We start from the raw sequence: 17,300 nt of genomic DNA on the forward strand, positions 1-17,300 counted from the left end.
GATAAACGATGCTTCGACGCTCTTTCCTGGCGACTGGTCTGTTCGCCATGCCGGTCGCCGCCCTGGCCCAGGGGCATTCGCACAACCACGCGCCCGGCCCGAATGGCGGCGTCATCGGCGAGATGGGCGCCAGCCACGTCGAACTGGTGGCCCGCGCCGGCGAGTTGCGTATCTACGTGTTGGACGCGCAGGACCGACCGGTTTCGGCCAGCGGCGCCGCGGGCAGCGTCATCGTCCAGGCGCAGGGTCGGCAACAGACCGTGCGGCTGGAAGCCGGCGAGGGGAACGGCTTCCTGGTCGGCCGTGGCGACTTTCCCGCGCGCGGTCTGCGCGTGGTGGCAACGCTGACGCTGCCGGGGCAGCCGCAGCGTTCCGTGCGCTTCGCCGCCATCCCATGACGCCATGAACGCGGGCCAGGAACGCGACCAGCGCTTGCTCGACCCGGAGGCCCATCTGCTCATCGTCGAAGACGATGGCGAGATGCGCACCCTGGTCGCGCGCCTGCTGCGCGAGGCCGGCTTTCGCGTCTCCACCGCCCGGGATGGGCGGGAGATGTTCGAGGTGATGGCCGAGGCGACCGCGCCGCCCGACCTCGTCGTGCTCGACGTGATGTTGCCGGGCGCCTCAGGCTTCGACCTTTGCCGGCGTCTTCGCGCGCAAAGCCAGGTGCCCATCATCATGCTGACCGCGCGAGCGGACGAGACCGACCGCGTGGTGGGCCTGGAGATCGGCGCCGATGACTACGTCTCGAAGCCTTTCGCGCCGCGCGAGTTCGTGGCCCGGGTGCGCGCCGTCCTGCGGCGCACGATGAATGACCCGGGCCACAGCGTGGCGGCCGCGCGGCGACTGCGCTTCGCCGGCTGGTCGCTGGATCTCAAGGCGCGCGAGCTGACCTCGCCTTGCGGTGTGATCGTCGATCTCTCCGGCGCCGAGCACGACCTGCTGCTGGCCTTTCTGGAGCACCCGCAGCGCGTGCTGAGCCGCGAGCAACTCATGGAAGTCGCCAAGCGCCGCATGAGCCTGGATACCTCCGACCGGGCGGTGGACGTGCAGGTCAGCCGTCTTCGCCGCAAGATCGAACCCGATGAGGCGAGCCCCGCCATCATCAAGACCGTCCGCGGCAGCGGCTATGTCTTCGTGCCGCCGGTGACGCGCGAGTGAGGCGCTTCTGGCCGATCAAGCTTTCAAGCCTCTGCTGGCCTGCCAGCCTCGCCGGCCGCACACTTCTTGTGATGCTGGGTGGCCTGACCATGCTGCATGTCGGCAGCGTGGTGATTCATGAGCGTGCGCTCCATGGCGTCGAAACGGCAGCCTTGGAGGCGCGGCATATCGACAGAATCCGGTCGGCCGCAGCACTCGCCGCGCGACGTGACGAGGCTGACCGCGACGCCGCGGTGCATGCCCTGTCATTGCCTGAACTTCAGCTGCATTGGGACCGGCAGTCCCTGCCGGCAATTGAGACGCCGCCCGCGGCCCTTGCGGAGCTAGTGAGCCGGCTGGGCGATGGTGCGCGGGTGGGTGGTGCCGGCGACGTGGCGCTGGGCGCCATGCCGGCGGGCGGCGGCTGGATCGTCTTCTCCCTGACGCCGGATCAACATTCGCGCCTGGCGCTCGACAGTGGCGGACTGCTCTCGATGGTAGCCATGGCGCTTGGCATCGGCCTGGTGACCGTGCCGCTGGTGCGCTGGATGACGGGGCCATTGCGACGCCTGGCCGAAGCCGCTGACCAGGTGGGCCGGGACCCCAGGCCGGTGATGCTGGCCACCGATGGCCCGCTGGAAGTGCAGCACGCCGCCGCCGCGTTCAACGCCATGCAGGCCCGCATCGCCCGGCTGATCGAGGACCGGACGGAGGCGGTGGCGGCCCTGAGCCATGACCTGCGCACGCCACTGGCCCGACTTAAGCTTCGGGCCGGCTTTCTGGCCGAGGGCGAGGAGCGCGGGCGCATCGAGGGCGACATCGCCGAGATGGAGGCCATGGTCAGCCGGACACTGGAGTATTTCCGCGAGGGCCGCGATGCGGAACCCGCGGTGCCGACAGACCTCGCCGCGATCCTGCAGACGCTGGCCGATGACGCCGCGGATGCCGGCCATGACGTGATGTATGACGGGCCGGCGCATGTGGTGCTGTCGCTGCGGCGCCTCGCGGCGAAGCGCGCCTTCTCCAACCTGCTGAACAACGCCCTGCAGCATGGGGCGGCGCCGGTGACGGTCGGGTTGCGCGCCGAGGATGGGGGATGGGTGGCGGAGGTGGCGGATGCCGGCCCCGGTATTCCGGTCGATCAGTTTGAGCGTGCGCTGTCGCCCTTCGCCCGGCTGGACCCCGCGCGGGGCGGCAGTGGCGTCGGATTGGGGCTGACTATCGCGCAGCGCTTCGCCGCCGCCGAGGGGGGGGCGTTGCAGCTGGCACGCGCTCCGGCCGGCGGCCTGCTGGTCAAGGTCCACCTGCCGGCGTGAGGCCGGCGGAATTGCGAAGCCGCGCGGCTGGAACGACAGGGGGGCGGGACCTTCCAGTCCCGCCCTCCCCCTGCGTGCAAACCAGCGGCCATTCTTCATGACAGCCGAGTTCAGTTGCCGTCGGCGGTGTTGTAGTCCCCCGACAGCAGGCGGCCACGGCTTTCCTCGCCTGCCCCATGGAGCAGATTCGACGTGCTGTGGGGCGGATGCGCACCGCCCTGGGGCTGCGTCTGTGGTGTCGGCGCGGCCGCATGGGCATGTGCGGCGTGCGCACGGCGTCGTCACGCTGCGCGAGGATCGTCGACGGGGGCGTCGTCAGTGACGGCGCCGTCTGCGCCACGGCGCCGCCGAGGGTGGCGATGGCGAGCGTCGCCGCGAGGAACATGGTCCTCATGGTTCGATCTCCTGGCATCCGGCGAATTGCCGTGCAGTCGTTATGCCCAGGAGCGGTCGTCACAAGGCGTCAGCAGCAAGACAAAGCATAGCGGAAAGATTTGTCACGGACGTCTCGTCGCAACGCGGACGAGCGAGCCTTTCATAGCCGAGGTAAACCTCCCTGATGAGGGTAGATACGGAGACACACTGTCGCCGAACCTGTCAGGCGGAGGTTGCCGGGACACTCACAGCCCCCGGCATGGCGGAGGTCGTGGCACGACTCGTCAGTGACGCACCGGCGCGATGGCGCCAGGCGGGTCCACCTGCACTGTCGCATGCTCGATGCCATGCACCTCACGCAGCCGCGCCGTCACCAGCGGGGGCAACGACAGCGGGTCGATTCCCGGCTCGGGCGTGACATGCAAGGTTGCGATCGCGCTGCGGTCGGTCAGCGTCCAGGCATGCAGATGGGCCGCTTCTGCAACGCCGGGCAAGGCGGCGATGTCGGCTTGCACCGCCACGGCATCGAACCCCTGCGGCGCCGCCTGCAGCAGCACCCGGATCGCGTCGGACACCAGCCCCCAGGCCGAACGCACCACAAGCACGGCCACCAGCACCGACAGGATGGGGTCGAGGATAGTCCAGCCGGTCAGCATGATGCCGATGGCCGCAACGATGGCGCCGACCGAGCCGAGCAGGTCGCCCAGCACATGCAGGGCGGCGCCGCGCAGGTTGGAATCGCCCTGGTCGCCGCCGCGCAGGATCAGCATGCCCGCGATGTTGAAGCAAAGACCGATCACCGCAACGGCGAGCATGGGTCCGGCCAGGATCTCGGACGGGGCCCGCAGCCGCGACACGGCCTCCCAGGTGATCCAGGCGACCAGCAGCAGCAGCGAGGCGCCATTGGCCAGTGCGGCCAGCACCCGCACCCGATGCCAGCCGTAGCTGCGGGTCGCATCGGCGGCGCGCGCCGCCACCTTGTAGGCAATGAGCGCCAACATCAAAGCGGCGGCGTCTGAGACCATGTGCCCGGCATCGGCGATGAGCGCGAGCGAGCCTGACAGCACGCCGCCCGCCGCCTGCACGAGTGCATAGCCGGCGGTCATCATGAAGACCAGGCGGATGCGGCGTTCGCTGGCGGCCGTCACGGAGACTTCGTGGCCCCCCTGGGCGTGGTCGTGCCCTTCGTGCGTCTCGTTGGCGGACATGATCAGACCGGCTTCCAGCGCAGCAGGCGCAATGCGTTGAGCGTGACGAGCACAGTGGCCCCTGTATCGGCCAGGATGGCTGTCCACAAGCAGGTGATCCCGTTCAGCCTGGTGACAAAGAACACCGCCTTGAGGCCCACCGCCACCGCGACATTCTGCTTCACATTCGTCATCGTCGCGCGCGACAGCTCAGCGAGCTCCGAGACGCCGGTAACACGAAGCTTTGTTGCCTGATGCCCCGTGGTGAAGCGCTACCTTGAAAGACAGGAGCGCGAGTGATGAAGGTACTGGTTGTAGAGGATGATGACGGTATTGCCGAACTGGTGGACATCGCGCTCCGAAACGCGGGGCACAAGGTCCTCGGTCCAGCGGTTTCCTACGATGAAGCTATGGCGATTGCGGAACGCGAAAAGCCCGACATGGGGCTATTGAACATCAATCTCGTCGGACTCGGGACCGGTATCGACCTTGCTCGTGAGCTTCACGCGAGAAGCATTCCGTCGGTCTTCATCAGCGGCAACACTCATGATGAAGGCGCCAGGGAGTTTGCTGTTGGATCTCTCGCTAAGCCGTATAGGCTGGCCTCGCTTATTGGCGCGGTCGAGCTTGTGAGATGCCTGATTGCAGGAGTTGATCCTCCAACCCTGCCGACCGGGTTCGTCCTCTTCCGGCGTGGCAGGTTTGTTAGAGCAGGCATCAGAGTTGCTGTCTAAGTTCCGGCATCTGCCACTCACCAGGGGATGCGATCACCGGAACCGGTAGAGTGCGCGCCACGCTCTCCTGCTTTGGCGCCAGCGCGATGTAGTCGCGCGCCATCATGCAGCGTACAAAGTTTGTCGCGACCAAAGCTGCATCCCCCTAAAATAACCTTCGCCGCGAAGCTCCCGACGTGCTCGTCGACTGGTGCGCCGTGTCGTGCGTGGAGAGCTTGATCGCTAGGGCGACAAAGACTGCGATGCAAAAGGCGATGAAGGACAAGGCGTTCGCTGATGTCGGCAAGGCGCTACGGTAGCTGCATCCAGCCGCGCTGATCGTGGATCGGCTCTGGCACCTGGTGGAGCAGCGGCGCAGGTCCGGCGATGCCGACGTAAACCATTCGTCACGCCTGATGGCGCGCGGTACGGCGAAGGTGGCACAGAAACTTGGCGAGGAAGCGGTGGAGTGCGTGATAGAGGCCGCGCTGGGCAATCGCGAGGCGACGGTGCTGGAGTCTGCGGACCTGCTCTATCACCTAGTCATCGTCTGGGTGGAAGCCGGCATCCAGCCGGAGGAGGTCTGGGCCGAACTGGTCCGCAGCGAGGGCGTGATCGGCGTGGCTGAGAAGGCCGCCAATCCGCGAGGGCTTTTCCGCGCCGCCGGAACCACAAAGCTATTCTAAGCGAGGATTTTGCGGCGTCGAAAGCCTGGCGAACGAATACGCCGGACGCCATGCTTCAAGCTGTAGGCGTGCGGTGTTGCCCCAAGCATGTCTGCGACAACGGCCGCGAGCAATTCCACCTCCAACCTCCGCCCCCCCGTGGAATGCCGCCGTCCGCGCCGCGCTCAGGCCAGCGCGGCGCCGAGGCAGGCGAGGAGCTGGCCCAGCAGCACCGCGGCCTGCCTGCGCAGCAGCCGCGCGGCGCCGGCAAGCCGCGCCTCGAGCGTGCGGCCGGCCTTGGCCTCCGGCATCAGGCGAAGCCGGACCAGCGCGGCGTCTAGACGCGCGAGCGTGGCCGGAGGGCGGTCGCTGCCGAGTGCCGCGAACAGACCGGCGTCGAACCCCGCGCGCACCGCGTAGAAGGCCTGCCCGAGCCCCAGGACGACCACCAGCGCGAGCGGTATCAGGGCCCCGCGCATCGGTGCGACCGGCAGCAACGGCGCGAGCAGCAGCGCGGCCGCGGCCAGCAGCGTGAGCGGGCGCGACAGGCGATCGATGCGGCGGCCCTGGGCGAGCAGCAGCGCGCCGGTGGCGGCAAGGTCGCGCTCGGCCGGCGTCACAGCGGCGCCACCGCGGCGGCGATCGCGGCGCCGGCCGCGGCGTCGAGCTTGATATGCGGTCGCGCGGCGCGGATCGCCGCGATCGCAGCCTCGACGCTGTCGGCATGCCCGCTCGCGACGAGCCAGCTGGCCGCGGCGGCGGCGCTGCGTGAATAACCCAGCGCGCAATTCACCAGCACCGGGCCGCATGTCCGCGCGGCCTCGATGGCGGCGACCGCCGCGCTCAACCGCGCCGGCTCAGGTGTCGCGAGGTCGAGCATCGGGATGGAGACGTAGCCCTCGCGGCCGGGGATGCCGGGCAGCTCGGCGCTGAGATCGATGATGGTGTCGAATTGCGCGGCCGTTTCGCGCAACGGATAGCGGCCGAGCGAGACATCCTGCGTCAGCGGCGCGACGACGCGGCCATCCCCTTTCCAGAAACGGGTATTGATCCGCGCGCCGAACAGGTAGGGGCCAAGCAGCCAGCGCACCGCCAGCGACAGCCGTCCCGCCGCGTTCTTCTGGAAAGCATCCGGCCCCAGCGCGCCATAGATCAGCGCCACCAGCAGCAGAGACCCGACCGGCCACAGCAGCCAAAGCGCGACCCCGCCCCGCCATAAGGCAACCGCCGCCAGCAGCGCGCCCGCGCCGCCGTAGCGCAGCGCCAGGCGACGCCGACGCGGATCGCGCGTCAGCCCCGCCCCCGCCAAGGGGCCAGGCCCACAGACCGGGAACAGCCACAGCGCCAGGAAGCCAAGCCAGGCTCCGGTCGGGACATCGATGAAGTGGTGCTGCCAGGTCGTCAGCACCGAGGCCCCGATCAGCGCGAACCAGGCGTGCAGTGCCCATACCCACGGCGCGCGCACATGCGCGGCGAAGCGCACCCATAGGATCACCAGCAGCGCGATATGCAGCGACGGCGCCTGGTTGAACGGCTTGTCGAACTCGCCCAGCAAGGCAAAAAGCTGGCCAGGGATGCCTTCCAGCGCCGGACGTTCGAAAGTGAAGCGCAGCGGCGCCGCGATGAAGCACGCGACGGCCAGCACCTGCGCAGTCAGCAGCCGCTTCGCATGGGCGTCGAGCTCCGCACGCGTCGCGCAGAGGAACAGCGAGATGCCGTAGAGAATGTCGATCGACCAGTAGGGGATGATGGTCCAGGGGATGAGCGGGATCGCGCTCTCCCAGGTGAAGACAATGGCCGGCACCTGGGTGCGCTGGGTCGCGAGGTAGGTGGCAAGGCCGTAGCTGACAAAGAAGAATGGGCCGAGCAGCACGAGCCAGAGCGTGGCGCGGCCCCATGGGCGGCGCGCGCGGGTCATGCTGGACGAAGGCCGGGGGAAACTCCTTCCCCAATGCTGTCGTCAGTGCCGGTCACAGCCGCTCGGCACGGCTGACCGTGAAAATCCCCGCGTGGTCGATGCGCTGTTCGATCTTCCGAAACCCCGCATCGGCAACGAGCTCGTCCATCTCTGCCTGCACGCGCCGGCGCATGACCCAGGCCTGGCCTTGGCGGTGGCTGGTGAGCGCGCGGGCGATGAGTTCGAGCTGCGGGTGCCAGGGCTGGCCGGTGTAGACCAGTGCGCCGCCGGGAGGGATGACGTCGGCCAGGCCGGCGAGCGAGCGGCGGATCATGGCGTTGTCGGGGAAGAGCTCATACAGGCCGGAGACGATGCCGAGCGTGGGTGCGGGCGTGGTGGCGGCGATGGAGTCCCGGTCGAAGGCGTCGGCCTGGATGAAGCTGGCGATGTCGCCGAGGCCCTTCTCTGCGATCATGCGTGTGCCGGCGACGACGTTGATGTCGGAGTAGTCGCGCAGCAGGACCGAGTCCGGGCGGTGTGGGGCGCCTTGCAGCGCTTCGAGCACGTAGCGGCCATGGCCGGCGGCGATATCAATGACGCGGATCGGCATGCCTTGTTCGGCCAGGCGCCCCATGGCGGCGCGGACGAGTTCCTCGACGTTGAGCTTGCGCTGGCGGATACCGGTCCAGCCTGGAGAGTCGAGGTAATTGCGGTCCATCATCCGGCCCATCGGGCCGGCTCCGCGCGCCTCATTGCGATAGACGTAGTCGAGCGTGGAGCCCGAGTCGAAACCGGTGCCGTGGCCGAGCGCGATGCCCTCAGAGAGGGAGCCGCCGAGGCGCAGGCCGGCGCGCGTCGCGGACCAGTAGAGGCCGCGCGGGGAGAGGGCGGGGAGCGGCGAGGCGAGCGCGTCGGCTTCGTCGCGGGTAAAGCCCATCCGGTCCGCGTCGATCAGCGACGGGCGGTTCAGCGGCTCTGCGAAGCGTTCGAGCAGGAAGCGCCGCGCGGGGCCGAGGGCCAGGGCGCGGTCGCGTTCGCCCAGTGTGTCGTGGAAGAAGCCGGGCAGGACATGGCGCTCCTTCACCGGCGTGCCCAGGCGTTCGAAGAAGCGGTGCTGGGGGGCGTGGTGGACGACCCAATCGGCGCCGGAGATGAGCATCTGTGTGGGGATGGTGATGGCGCGCGCATCGGCCACGATGCGGTCCGAGGCGGCGTAGAGATCGAGCAGGATGTTGACCGCGATCGGGCGACTGATCAGCGGGTCGGCGCGGTAGGAGGCGATTCGTTCGGGGTCGTGCGTTAGGTACTGCGGCTTTACGTAGGAATTGACGAAGAACAGCCCGCGCAGCTTGTGCATCAGCTTCAGGCCATGCCGCGCGAAGGGCACGTAGAGCTTCACCTTGAAGGCCGGCGAGGCGAGGATCATCGCGCGTATCCGCGGTGCGTAGTCATGCGCCCAGGTCGCGATGAGCACCGCGCCCACGCTCTGCGCGACGACCGCTATGTCCTCGACCGCGACGCCGTGCGTGGCGCTGACATGGTCCACGAACGTCTGCACGTCGCGCACCGAATCCGCGAGGCTGGGGCTGAAGCCGCGCGGGCCGGGGGAGCGGCCATGGCCGCGCGCATCCCAGGCGAAGAAGGCGAAGTCGGGCAGGTCGAGCTCGGGCGGGATATGCGCCATGCGGCCGCCATGCTCGTGGCCGCGATGGAACAGCAGGATGGCGCCGCGCGGCGCGGCGGAGGCGGCCGGCCAGTGACGGTAGGTGAGGTCGACGCCGTCATGGGTGGTGAAGACGTGGTCCTCGATGGCGCGCATGGGGCTTCCTTCGGGGGGTGGCATCGCGTTGGCGGTGGCGAGCTCGCCCAGCCCCGACGCGACGCGGTTCACGGTGGTGGCGATCAGCAACAGGGCGAGCAGGGGCATTAGCCAGAATGCAAAGCCCGGCAGCGCGCCGGCGATGCCGACCCAGAGGCCGAGCGCGCCGAAGACGAGCGCGCGATCGCTCTTGCCGAGCGGGCCGTCGTAGCGCCGCGTGGGGCCTAGCACGCCGGCATATTCGGATACGATGGACAGCACCACCACCGCCCCGACCCAGCCGGGCGTGAAGGGCGCGACCAGCGCGAAGGGCGCATAGAGCGCGGCATCGGAGACGACGTCCGCCAGCTCGTTCAGATAGCCGCCCAGATCCGATTTCTGGCCATGCTCGCGCGCCAGCATGCCGTCCACGGCGTTCAGCGCCATGCGCAGGAACAGCCACACCGGCAGCAGCAGGAACAGCGCCGAGGGACCCCCGCGCGACGCCAGCCACCAGCCTAGCAGTAGCGAACCCACCATCGCGGCCAGCGTCACCTGGTTGGCCGTGATGCCGGCCGCCGCCATGCGCTGGACCATCGGGCGCAGCAGGGCCTGGAAGCGGGGTTTGAGGTCATACAGGCTCATGCGGCCTTGCCCCCCAGCGCGCGGACCTCGGCTTCGCAGCGCGCCGCGACCTCCACCCATCCGGCGCGATCCTGCGCAGTCTCCGCGAAGCTGAGCGGCGCGCCGATGCGCAGGCGCAGCTTGCCCGGACGCGGCCATGATCGCGTGGCCGGCCAGGCGGCGAAGGCGCCTTGGAGATGACAGGGCACCACCGGCACCGCGCTGCCGGCCACGAAGGCGCCGAGCCCCGGCTGGAAAGCGCCCATGCTTCCGTCGCGGCTGCGGGTGCCCTCGGGGAACAGGATGTAGACCAGCTCGTCCTCGATCAGCCGTGTGCGCAGCGTCTCCAGCTCCTTCGCGCGGGTGCGCTTGCGCCAAACCGGCAGGGCGTTCAACGCATAAGCCGCGAAGAGCGAGGTGGCACCCGAGGTGAAGAAGGTATCTCCCGCGGCCAGCGCGTGCGCATGGCGCGCCGCCGGCCCGTGCAGCGCGGCGCCGAGGCAGAGCGCGTCCAGATGGCTGCTGTGGTTCGCGACCATGACGAAGGGCGGTTCAGGCAGGTTCTCCTGACCCGTCACCTCGTAGCGGTGCAGCAGCGCGAGGTGCGCGCGCACCAGCGCCCGCCAGGCGCCATGCACGACCACGCTGCCCAGCCCCGCCTCGCGCCCGTGGCTGCGCAGCCGCTCCTGCGCCGGCAGCCCCAGGTCGCGCGCGGGCTTGAGCTGCCAGGTCATGGGCCGGTGATCACGCGCACCGGCTGGCCGTCGCCGATGCCGATGACGTAGTGCAGGAGGTGGAAGGTCGCGGGTGCGACCAGCAGCAGGGAATTGAACCGGTCCAGCACGCCGCCATGGCCGGGGATGATCGTGCCCATGTCCTTGATCGCGAGGTCGCGCTTGATCGAGGAGAGCATGAGGTCGCCAAACTGGCCGGCGATGCTCACCAGCGCGCCGAACAGGATCAGCAGGAACCAATTCTCCATCGGTGTGCCGACAAAGACGCGGTTGCCGACGAAGGCGACCAGCGCGGTCGTGCAGATGAGCGCTCCGAGCGCGCCGGCGATGGTCTTGTTCGGGCTGGTTGCGGGAAGCAACTTGCGCTTGCCGAACAGCTTGCCGGTGGTGAAGGCCGCGACGTCGTTCAGCCCCACCGCGAGCACGAGCAGCAGCAGCAGCGGCCTCGCGAGCGGGTCATTCGCCATGAAGCCCAGATGCGCGAGGCCGGCGCCGAACAGCATGTAGGCGGAGGTCGCAAGCGCAGTGCGTTGGATGTACCCCGCCGGCTTGTCCTGCGGGATCGTCGCTACCGAGATCACCCCCACGGTCAGCGGCCAGAGGGCGACGAACAAATGGTACCAGTGGTCGAGTGCCGCGAAATTCGCCGCCAGGATCCCGATCGCCACCACCGCCGTCAGCAGGTATTCGCGAAACAGCCCTGTCGCGCGGTCGTACTCGCGCAGGCAGGCGAGGCCGAGCAACGTCACCGCCGCGATGGTCCATTCCCGGCCCAGCAGGATGGGGATGATGATCATCGGCAGCAGCACCGCCCAGGAGCCGAGCCGGAGCCATAATTCGCGCCGGAAGGCGGGCGTGCCGCGGCCCGTCACGCTCAGCACGCCGATCACGGCGGCGGCCAGCAGCAGCACGCCCAGCGTCGCCGCCAGGATGCCCACGGTGACCGGATGCTCGAAGGCGCGCCACGGAACTGTCATGAAGCGATCATGCCGGTGGCGTCACAAGGACGATAGCGGCAATCGATCCCGCGGCTCGATGCCGGGCATCGGGCGCCAACTTGACGCGCCTGCCCGGCCGGCGCCTTGGTCTTTGTGCGAACGGACTCCGCTGCGCGACAATCTCGGCCTCGCGCGCCCGGCGAGCCGCTACGTCACGGCCTGAGGCCGATATATTCGCGGAAGACCCCGAGCGAGGCGGTGCTGCGCACGCCGGCGAAGCCCGAGACGCGAAGCTCGGCCTCGATCGTGGCGGCGGGCACGCATTCCTCAATCGTGTCCCAGTAGTAGCGCATCAGCAGCCGGCCTTTCTTGCGCGGCATCATGAGGCCGCACAGGGCGGGGATCATCCGGCCGAGCCACAGCGTCGCGGCCGCACGTGCAAACCGGTTTTCCGCCCGCGCGATCTCCAAGATCAGCAGGCTGCCGCCCGGCTTCAGCACGCGGCGGAACTCGGCGAAGACGGCCCCGAAGCTGGCCATGTGGCGCAGCGCGTAGCCCATGGTCACCATGTCGAAGCTGGCATCGGCGAAAGGCAGCGCCTCGGCCCGGCCCTGCACGAAGGGCAGCGCAAGGCTGGCGCGCGCCTGCTGCAGCATGCCCAGGCTGGGATCCAGCCCGACCACCAGGCCCTCGCCCTGCACGATCCCGGCCGCCTCGCGCGCCAGCAGCCCGGTGCCTACCGCGATGTCGAGCACCCTCTGCCCGGGTGCCAGGCCATGGTCGCGTAGCACGCGCCGGCGGTACCAGGCGCCCGAGCCGAGCGACATGATCCTGTTGATGCGGTCGTAATCCGCGGCGGAGGTGTCGAACAGCTGCCGCACGAAGGCCTCGCGCTCGGCGGCGTCGCCGTAATATCCGCTTAGGACTGGATGCGGCCGTGTCACATCGGCGTTCCTGCATTGGAGGGGGCGGATGTTCCGCCAGAGTGCCGGGCTGCGGATCCAGTGCCGATCATCGGTCAGTGGGACGCTATCAAACGACCTCCATCGAGGGAACCGGGCCAGAATGGTTGCCGATCAACAACGGCAGCACCGTGGCGACAAGGCTCCATCCGGAGAAGCAGATGGCGAGGCTGGCGAGCACGGATTGCAGGAGGATTTCATCCATCGCCTGCAGCCCGGCGCGCCCATCCCCTGATCCGAAGCTCAACCGTCCAGCCGAACGGAGGTCAGGCCGCGCGCCGCGAGCAGGAGCAGCAGCGCCTCGAGCACGGCGAGGCAGACCGGCTCGCCCTGCGCGTCGCGCTCGGCGCCTGCGTCGTGGAGCAGGATGATGTCGCCCTCGCGCAGGCCGCGGGCGATGCGGTCCAGCACCACGGCGGCGTCGCCGCAGCGCGTGTCAAAGCCGCGTCGGCTCCAGCCGACATGGCGCAGGCCGAGCTGGTGCAGAACCAGGTCTGAGAGCGGGCTGCGCAAGCCCAGCGGCGTGCGGGCGAGGTCGCTCTCCACGCCCAGCTGGTGCAGCACGTCGCCTGCCTCGCGCCACTCGCGCCGCTGGCCGCCCAGCCCGAGCAGGGTGAACCAGCTGCAATGGCGCATAGTGTGGTTGCCGATGGCGTGGCCGCGCGCGGCGATCTCGCGCACCAGCTCGGGGTGGCGCTGGGCCTTTGCGCCGATGCAGAAGAAGGTGGCCCGCGCCCCGTGGCGGTCGAGCGCGTCGAGGATGCGTGGCGTCACCTCCGGGTCCGGCCCGTCGTCGAATGTCAGCGCGATGTGGCCGCGCGCCCGCGCCGGGGGCAGGCGTCGCAGGCTGCGGCCGAGCAGCTGGCTGTCGGGCGACATGGTCAGGAAGGTCAGGTAGGCGTGGTTGGCGACGATGCCGGCGAGTGCCCAGGGCCAGGCCTGGGGCACCGACGCAGCCGCGACGAGCGCCGCGGCGTGCAAGCCCATGGAGGCGACAATGACCGGCCGCGGCCGCCAAGCGGTGGTCATGGCGCAGCCCATGGCGAGAATCCACGGCGCGGCGCCGGCGTCACGCATGACAGGCGCATCAGCGAACGGTCCTGAAGATCAGGGCGTCACGGTGTGCCGGCGGCCACCCCGGACAATGCGGTGCGTGCCCATGAAGGGCTGGCCGTCCGATAGCCGGTGTCAGATTCGCGCGGATAGTGACGGCCAGGCGCTGCAAAGGTGAGAAGCGGGATGGTTAGGGGTGGACAGCGCCTGGATCGGCCCGGCCTGCAGGCCGCAAAGACGGGTGCCGGTGGGCGCCGGGCGTGCAAATGCGCCTATGTCCGGTTGCTGCAATCTGGCCTCCTCCCCTTCCTCCCTGCGGCGAACGACGCGCAACGCTGTCGTCCGCAGCCCGTATATGGATGAAATCTTCGGCCGATGCATGACGGATTTTTGTTCGAAGCCGAGGTGGCGAACGCGCCCACCGTGACGTCGCCCCAGGCCAGCCGGCGGTCTGGCAACACCTTGTAGTTTGCCGCCAACAGTATGGTCAGGACGGCGATCGTCACCGCGCCGAGGTGCCGGACTGCGCCAGGGCCATATGCGGGATGGCGCGGCCGCGGGGGCATTGCCCAGGCTGCGGTGGGTGACAAGCAATCGCGGAATCCGTGTCATCGCAGAATCAGCGGCGCCAGAACGGGCGCCATTAACATCTCGAATTCGAGGTTGGTCGCACTGACGATGTTCTCCACGATGAGGCCATCGCGCAGCCGCGCAACATGCGTCTCGTCGAACAAGATGATGCGGCCGGTCGCCGCAACGCCGAAGAAGTCCGCGGCATGGCGCTGGCGCGAATGAAAGCGCGTGACGACGCGCGTGCCATCGGCGGATTCGAACTGGTCGATGATCTGCACGGGCGCCTCGGCCGGGAAGGCCTGGACGAAGGCGGTGATGATGCCCTTGTACTCGGCCAGCCCGTCGATCGGGCCCGCCGGCTTGAGGCCGGTGATGCCCTGGATCGCGGGATGCGCCGTCGCATTGGCCGCTGCCAAATCGGCACGGCCGAGGAAGTCCTCGATGAAGCGGCGGACGGTTTCGCTGTTGGAGGTCATCGGTCTATCCCCTGAAGATGAGCTCGGCGCGAAAGCCGCCGGGTGGATCGCTGTGCAGGTCCCAGAAGGCCTCCGCGATACGGTCCGGGTCGAAGGCCGTGCCGGCTGCAACGGTGCCCGCGATGGTGACCGTGCCGGCATGAATGTTCTGTGGCGCCAGTTCCGCGTGCAGCGTCTGCGCCAGGCTGCGCAGTCCCGCCTTACCGATGGCCAGCGACGCCGCCGGCAGCCAGCCGGTGGGGTCGAGCGCGAGGCCGCCGCCGGTGAACAGGATGGTGCCACGCACCGCCGCGCGCATGCCCGGCAACACGGCCCGCGCGGCTGCAAGCGCGCCCGCCACGTTCACCGCGAAGTCGGCGGTGATGGCTTCGGGCGACAAGGATGACGGGCCGCCCTGCGCCATCGTCGCCGCATAGGCGTTGTAGACCAGCACCTCCGTCCCGGCCGGCAGCGCCTGGGCCAGCGACGACGGATCGGCGGCATCCGCCATGGCCATCTTGATGCCCGGCCCGGCGAGCCCGGCATGGCGCGACGGGTCGCGCGCCAGGCCGAGCACGTCGAAGCCACCCGCGGCGAAGCGGCGCGCCACGGCGGCGCCCACCCCCGCGCCAAAGCCGACGATGGCGCAGACCGGCCGGCTCATGGCGCCACGCCTGCGTAGCGCAGCAGCGGCGCGCCGATCATCGGGCCGAGCCCCTGCGCGTAGCCTAGGTTGATCAGCAGCATGCCCACCGGCTCGGTCCAGCGCGCCATCGCCAGCGGCCCCGTCTCCACCGGCTGCGCGCCAACGTCCTCCACCAGCCCCAGCACGATGCCGCGCGCCGCGGTGTCATCGCCGCAGACGAAGACGGCGGGCGGGGGCATTCCGGCGGGCGTCATCGGCGCGGTCGCACCGGCGGCCTGCATCAGGTCGGCGAAGGGTGGCACGCCCTTGACCACGCGCGCCCCGGGCGCCCAGCGCGACACCTGCTCACCGCCGGAATCGGTGGTGCCGATGGCCAAGCCGCTGAGGTCCGGCAGCAGGGGGTTGGTGCAATCCCACACGACCTTGCCAGCCAGATCGCCCGCCGTCGCCAGGGCGGCCTGCGCGGCGCCCCAGGGCACCGCCAGCACGATGACCTCGGCATGCGCCGCCGCCGGGGCGAGGTCTGTGGCAACCCTTCCACCGATCTCGTCCGCGACAGCGGCGAGGCGTGCCGTGTCGCGTCCAAAGCCGATGGCAATGGCGTGGCCCTTGGTCGCCAGACGGCGGGCGATCGGCGCACCGATATTACCCGCCCCACCCAGGATCAGGATGTTCATCACGCGCCTCCCAGATTGGCCCAGAGGGTCTTGTATTGCGTGTAGCTCTCCAGAGCCTCGGCTCCCTGTTCGCGCCCGTAGCCACTCATCTTGAAGCCGCCGAACGGCGCGTTGGGATGGTATTTGTGCCAGGTGTTGATCCAGACGGTGCCGGCACGGATGCGGTCGGCCAGGCGCAGCGCGCGGCCGAGGTCGCCGGTCTGGATGCCCGAGGCCAGCCCATAGGGCGTATCGTTGGCGAGCCGCACCGCCTCATCCTCGGTGTCGAAGGGGATCACCGGGACCACGGGGCCGAAGATCTCCTCGCGTGCGATGACCATGTCGTTGGTAGCATCGGCGAAGACCGTCGCTTCGACAAACAGGCCTTTACCGTTGACTTGGCGCGTGCCGCCGCCGGCGGCTAGCCGCGCGCCGCCATCACGCCCGGCCTGCACGTAGCGCAGCACCTTGTCGTACTCCCCCCGGGACGCGATCGGGCCGATCTGGGTCGCCGGGTCGAGCGGATCGCCGATGACGGCGTTGCGCGCCATCTCCGCGAGGCGGGCGGTGAATTCCTCATAGATCGGGCGCTGCACCAGGATGCGTGAGCCTGCGACGCAGACTTCGCCCTTGTTCCAGAAGATGCCCCAGAAGGCGGCCTGCAGGGCTGCCTCCAGATTGGCATCGGCGAAGATGATGTTGGGCGACTTGCCGCCCAACTCCATCGTCAGGTGCTTCATTGTGTCCGCACCGGTTCGCGCGATCCCTTGACCGACGCCGGTGCTGCCGGTGAAGGCGATCTTGTCCACGAGCGGGTTCTTCACCAGCGCGTCGCCAAGCGACCCGCCCGGCCCGGTCAACAGGCTGTACACGCCCTCCGGCACGCCGGCATCGAGTGCCACCTGCGCCAGCGCCAGAGCCGTCAACGGCGTATCGGAGGCGGGCTTGTGGATGATGCAGTTCCCGGCGGCCAGCGCCGGGGCGATCTTCGAAGCCGAGAGCGCGAGGGGAAAGTTGAACGGCGTGATGGCGGCGACGACGCCCAGAGGCTCGCGCCGGGTGAGGATGCGGATGTCGGCCTCGTATGACCGGCGATAGTCGCCATCCATGTGCGCCATCGCCTGCCCGGCGAAGAAGCGAAACAGGCCGGAGCAATGCGGCATGATCGTCTCACGGAAGTCGCGATAGGGCATGCCCATGTCCATCGCCTCACGGATGGCGAAGTCATCGGCGCGCTCGTCCATCAGGTCCGCCATGCGGAGCAGGATCTTGGCGCGCGCCTCGTGATGCATCCGACTCCACGGGCCGTCCTCGAAGGCCGCTGCGGCGGCCTGCACGGCGCCGTCCACATCGACGGGCGATGCCTTCGCAACGGTGGTGATGGTAGCCTCGGTCGTCGGGTCGGTGGTGGTCATGGTCGCGCCATCGGCAGCGTCGCACCAGGCGCCTCCGATCAGCAGCTGGCCGGGCGGTACCGGCTTCCGGGTGGGCAGTGGGTCGGTCTGCATGTCGGTCTCCGAAGGCTGGTTGCTTTCGGTTCAACAGGTTTGAGCGCATGGACTATGAAC

General features: G+C 69.1%; 19 protein-coding genes. 5 read left to right on the forward strand and 14 right to left on the reverse strand.

What is annotated here, in order from left to right; genetic code table 11:
- The first annotated feature begins 8 nt into the window (after positions 1 to 8).
- From GXW79_RS10505 to GXW79_RS21790, 3 genes are read left to right on the forward strand one after another with little or no spacing between them, the layout of a single operon-like run.
- Positions 9 to 398 (forward strand): hypothetical protein, encoded by a 390-nt coding sequence (locus GXW79_RS10505; protein ID WP_211874341.1) that lies wholly within the window; start codon positions 9 to 11, stop codon positions 396 to 398.
- A gap of 4 nt (positions 399 to 402) precedes the next feature.
- On the forward strand, positions 403 to 1,161 hold the full coding sequence (locus GXW79_RS10510; protein WP_211874342.1) for a response regulator: 759 nt from the start codon (positions 403 to 405) through the stop codon (positions 1,159 to 1,161).
- Positions 1,158 to 2,456: an ATP-binding protein gene (locus tag GXW79_RS21790; RefSeq protein WP_211874343.1), complete on the forward strand. Its 1,299-nt coding sequence runs from the start codon at positions 1,158 to 1,160 to the stop codon at positions 2,454 to 2,456. The genes GXW79_RS10510 and GXW79_RS21790 overlap by 4 nt, the downstream gene beginning before the upstream one ends.
- Before the next feature lie 659 nt (positions 2,457 to 3,115).
- On the opposite strand, the gene GXW79_RS10520 is transcribed toward GXW79_RS21790, so the two are convergent.
- Together GXW79_RS10520 and GXW79_RS10525 are read right to left on the reverse strand one after the other, a co-directional pair.
- Complete coding sequence (locus tag GXW79_RS10520) at positions 3,116 to 4,039, reverse strand: cation diffusion facilitator family transporter (protein ID WP_211874344.1); 924 nt, start codon at positions 4,037 to 4,039, stop codon at positions 3,116 to 3,118.
- A gap of 2 nt (positions 4,040 to 4,041) precedes the next feature.
- Complete coding sequence (locus tag GXW79_RS10525; protein WP_456315831.1) at positions 4,042 to 4,203, reverse strand: hypothetical protein; 162 nt, start codon at positions 4,201 to 4,203, stop codon at positions 4,042 to 4,044.
- A gap of 114 nt (positions 4,204 to 4,317) precedes the next feature.
- Here GXW79_RS10525 and GXW79_RS10530 point away from each other — a divergent pair, with 114 nt between their 5' ends.
- Both GXW79_RS10530 and hisE read left to right on the forward strand, forming a co-directional pair.
- Entirely contained in the window at positions 4,318 to 4,752 is a 435-nt protein-coding gene (locus GXW79_RS10530) for a response regulator (RefSeq protein ID WP_211874345.1), read from the forward strand.
- A 320-nt stretch (positions 4,753 to 5,072) separates the two neighbouring features.
- Entirely contained in the window at positions 5,073 to 5,417 is a 345-nt protein-coding gene (hisE, locus tag GXW79_RS10535; RefSeq protein ID WP_367614877.1) for a phosphoribosyl-ATP diphosphatase, read from the forward strand.
- 164 nt (positions 5,418 to 5,581) lie between these two features.
- Here hisE and GXW79_RS10540 read toward each other — a convergent pair whose 3' ends face one another.
- The 12 genes from GXW79_RS10540 to GXW79_RS10590 all read right to left on the reverse strand — a co-directional run bounded on the left by GXW79_RS10540 (position 5,582) and on the right by GXW79_RS10590 (position 17,240).
- Positions 5,582 to 6,016 carry a hypothetical protein gene (locus GXW79_RS10540; RefSeq protein WP_211874346.1) on the reverse strand — a complete coding sequence of 145 codons (435 nt, stop codon included), beginning with the start codon at positions 6,014 to 6,016 and terminating at the stop codon, positions 5,582 to 5,584.
- Positions 6,013 to 7,314, reverse strand: a complete 1,302-nt coding sequence (locus tag GXW79_RS10545) for a phosphatase PAP2/dual specificity phosphatase family protein (RefSeq protein WP_211874347.1) — start codon at positions 7,312 to 7,314, stop codon at positions 6,013 to 6,015. Before GXW79_RS10545 ends, GXW79_RS10540 begins: the two co-directional genes overlap by 4 nt.
- Before the next feature lie 52 nt (positions 7,315 to 7,366).
- Positions 7,367 to 9,736 carry an alpha/beta fold hydrolase gene (locus GXW79_RS10550; RefSeq protein WP_211874348.1) on the reverse strand — a complete coding sequence of 790 codons (2,370 nt, stop codon included), beginning with the start codon at positions 9,734 to 9,736 and terminating at the stop codon, positions 7,367 to 7,369.
- Positions 9,733 to 10,449, reverse strand: coding sequence for a lysophospholipid acyltransferase family protein (locus GXW79_RS10555; protein WP_211874349.1), 717 nt, complete (start codon positions 10,447 to 10,449; stop codon positions 9,733 to 9,735). Before GXW79_RS10555 ends, GXW79_RS10550 begins: the two co-directional genes overlap by 4 nt.
- Positions 10,446 to 11,426 (reverse strand): phosphatidate cytidylyltransferase, encoded by a 981-nt coding sequence (locus GXW79_RS10560; protein ID WP_211874350.1) that lies wholly within the window; start codon positions 11,424 to 11,426, stop codon positions 10,446 to 10,448. The genes GXW79_RS10555 and GXW79_RS10560 overlap by 4 nt, the downstream gene beginning before the upstream one ends.
- A gap of 173 nt (positions 11,427 to 11,599) precedes the next feature.
- On the reverse strand, positions 11,600 to 12,331 hold the full coding sequence (locus GXW79_RS10565; RefSeq protein ID WP_211874351.1) for a class I SAM-dependent methyltransferase: 732 nt from the start codon (positions 12,329 to 12,331) through the stop codon (positions 11,600 to 11,602).
- Positions 12,332 to 12,419: 88 nt separating this feature from the next.
- The gene (locus GXW79_RS21640; protein WP_281414710.1) at positions 12,420 to 12,554 is read right to left on the reverse strand and encodes a hypothetical protein; all 135 of its coding nucleotides are present in this window, start codon (positions 12,552 to 12,554) and stop codon (positions 12,420 to 12,422) included.
- A 38-nt stretch (positions 12,555 to 12,592) separates the two neighbouring features.
- Positions 12,593 to 13,426 (reverse strand): polysaccharide deacetylase family protein, encoded by an 834-nt coding sequence (locus GXW79_RS10570; protein ID WP_211874352.1) that lies wholly within the window; start codon positions 13,424 to 13,426, stop codon positions 12,593 to 12,595.
- A 584-nt stretch (positions 13,427 to 14,010) separates the two neighbouring features.
- Positions 14,011 to 14,451 carry an ester cyclase gene (locus GXW79_RS10575; protein ID WP_211874353.1) on the reverse strand — a complete coding sequence of 147 codons (441 nt, stop codon included), beginning with the start codon at positions 14,449 to 14,451 and terminating at the stop codon, positions 14,011 to 14,013.
- 4 nt (positions 14,452 to 14,455) lie between these two features.
- Positions 14,456 to 15,094: an SDR family NAD(P)-dependent oxidoreductase gene (locus GXW79_RS10580; RefSeq protein WP_211874354.1), complete on the reverse strand. Its 639-nt coding sequence runs from the start codon at positions 15,092 to 15,094 to the stop codon at positions 14,456 to 14,458.
- Positions 15,091 to 15,753 (reverse strand): NADPH-dependent F420 reductase, encoded by a 663-nt coding sequence (locus GXW79_RS10585; protein ID WP_211874355.1) that lies wholly within the window; start codon positions 15,751 to 15,753, stop codon positions 15,091 to 15,093. Before GXW79_RS10585 ends, GXW79_RS10580 begins: the two co-directional genes overlap by 4 nt.
- On the reverse strand, positions 15,753 to 17,240 hold the full coding sequence (locus tag GXW79_RS10590) for an aldehyde dehydrogenase family protein (protein ID WP_211874356.1): 1,488 nt from the start codon (positions 17,238 to 17,240) through the stop codon (positions 15,753 to 15,755). Before GXW79_RS10590 ends, GXW79_RS10585 begins: the two co-directional genes overlap by 1 nt.
- Between the last annotated feature and the right edge of the window lie 60 nt (positions 17,241 to 17,300).

Origin of the sequence: Plastoroseomonas arctica, assembly GCF_018128965.1 — a bacterium.
Lineage (GTDB): Bacteria > Pseudomonadota > Alphaproteobacteria > Acetobacterales > Acetobacteraceae > Plastoroseomonas > Plastoroseomonas arctica.

Excerpts from the sequence above, each read along its gene's own strand:
- GXW79_RS10505 (WP_211874341.1), top strand. The coding sequence starts at position 9 with ATGCTTCGACGCTCTTTCCTGGCGACTGGTCTGTTCGCCATGCCGGTC.
- GXW79_RS10510 (WP_211874342.1), top strand. The coding sequence starts at position 403 with ATGAACGCGGGCCAGGAACGCGACCAGCGCTTGCTCGACCCGGAGGCC.
- GXW79_RS10520 (WP_211874344.1), bottom strand. The coding sequence starts at position 4,039 with ATGTCCGCCAACGAGACGCACGAAGGGCACGACCACGCCCAGGGGGGC.
- GXW79_RS10530 (WP_211874345.1), top strand. The coding sequence starts at position 4,318 with ATGAAGGTACTGGTTGTAGAGGATGATGACGGTATTGCCGAACTGGTG.
- GXW79_RS10545 (WP_211874347.1), bottom strand. The coding sequence starts at position 7,314 with ATGACCCGCGCGCGCCGCCCATGGGGCCGCGCCACGCTCTGGCTCGTG.
- GXW79_RS10550 (WP_211874348.1), bottom strand. The coding sequence starts at position 9,736 with ATGAGCCTGTATGACCTCAAACCCCGCTTCCAGGCCCTGCTGCGCCCG.
- GXW79_RS10555 (WP_211874349.1), bottom strand. The coding sequence starts at position 10,449 with ATGACCTGGCAGCTCAAGCCCGCGCGCGACCTGGGGCTGCCGGCGCAG.
- GXW79_RS10560 (WP_211874350.1), bottom strand. The coding sequence starts at position 11,426 with ATGACAGTTCCGTGGCGCGCCTTCGAGCATCCGGTCACCGTGGGCATC.
- GXW79_RS21640 (WP_281414710.1), bottom strand. The coding sequence starts at position 12,554 with ATGGATGAAATCCTCCTGCAATCCGTGCTCGCCAGCCTCGCCATCTGC.
- GXW79_RS10570 (WP_211874352.1), bottom strand. The coding sequence starts at position 13,426 with ATGCGTGACGCCGGCGCCGCGCCGTGGATTCTCGCCATGGGCTGCGCC.
- GXW79_RS10575 (WP_211874353.1), bottom strand. The coding sequence starts at position 14,451 with ATGACCTCCAACAGCGAAACCGTCCGCCGCTTCATCGAGGACTTCCTC.
- GXW79_RS10580 (WP_211874354.1), bottom strand. The coding sequence starts at position 15,094 with ATGAGCCGGCCGGTCTGCGCCATCGTCGGCTTTGGCGCGGGGGTGGGC.
- GXW79_RS10585 (WP_211874355.1), bottom strand. The coding sequence starts at position 15,753 with ATGAACATCCTGATCCTGGGTGGGGCGGGTAATATCGGTGCGCCGATC.
- GXW79_RS10590 (WP_211874356.1), bottom strand. The coding sequence starts at position 17,240 with ATGCAGACCGACCCACTGCCCACCCGGAAGCCGGTACCGCCCGGCCAG.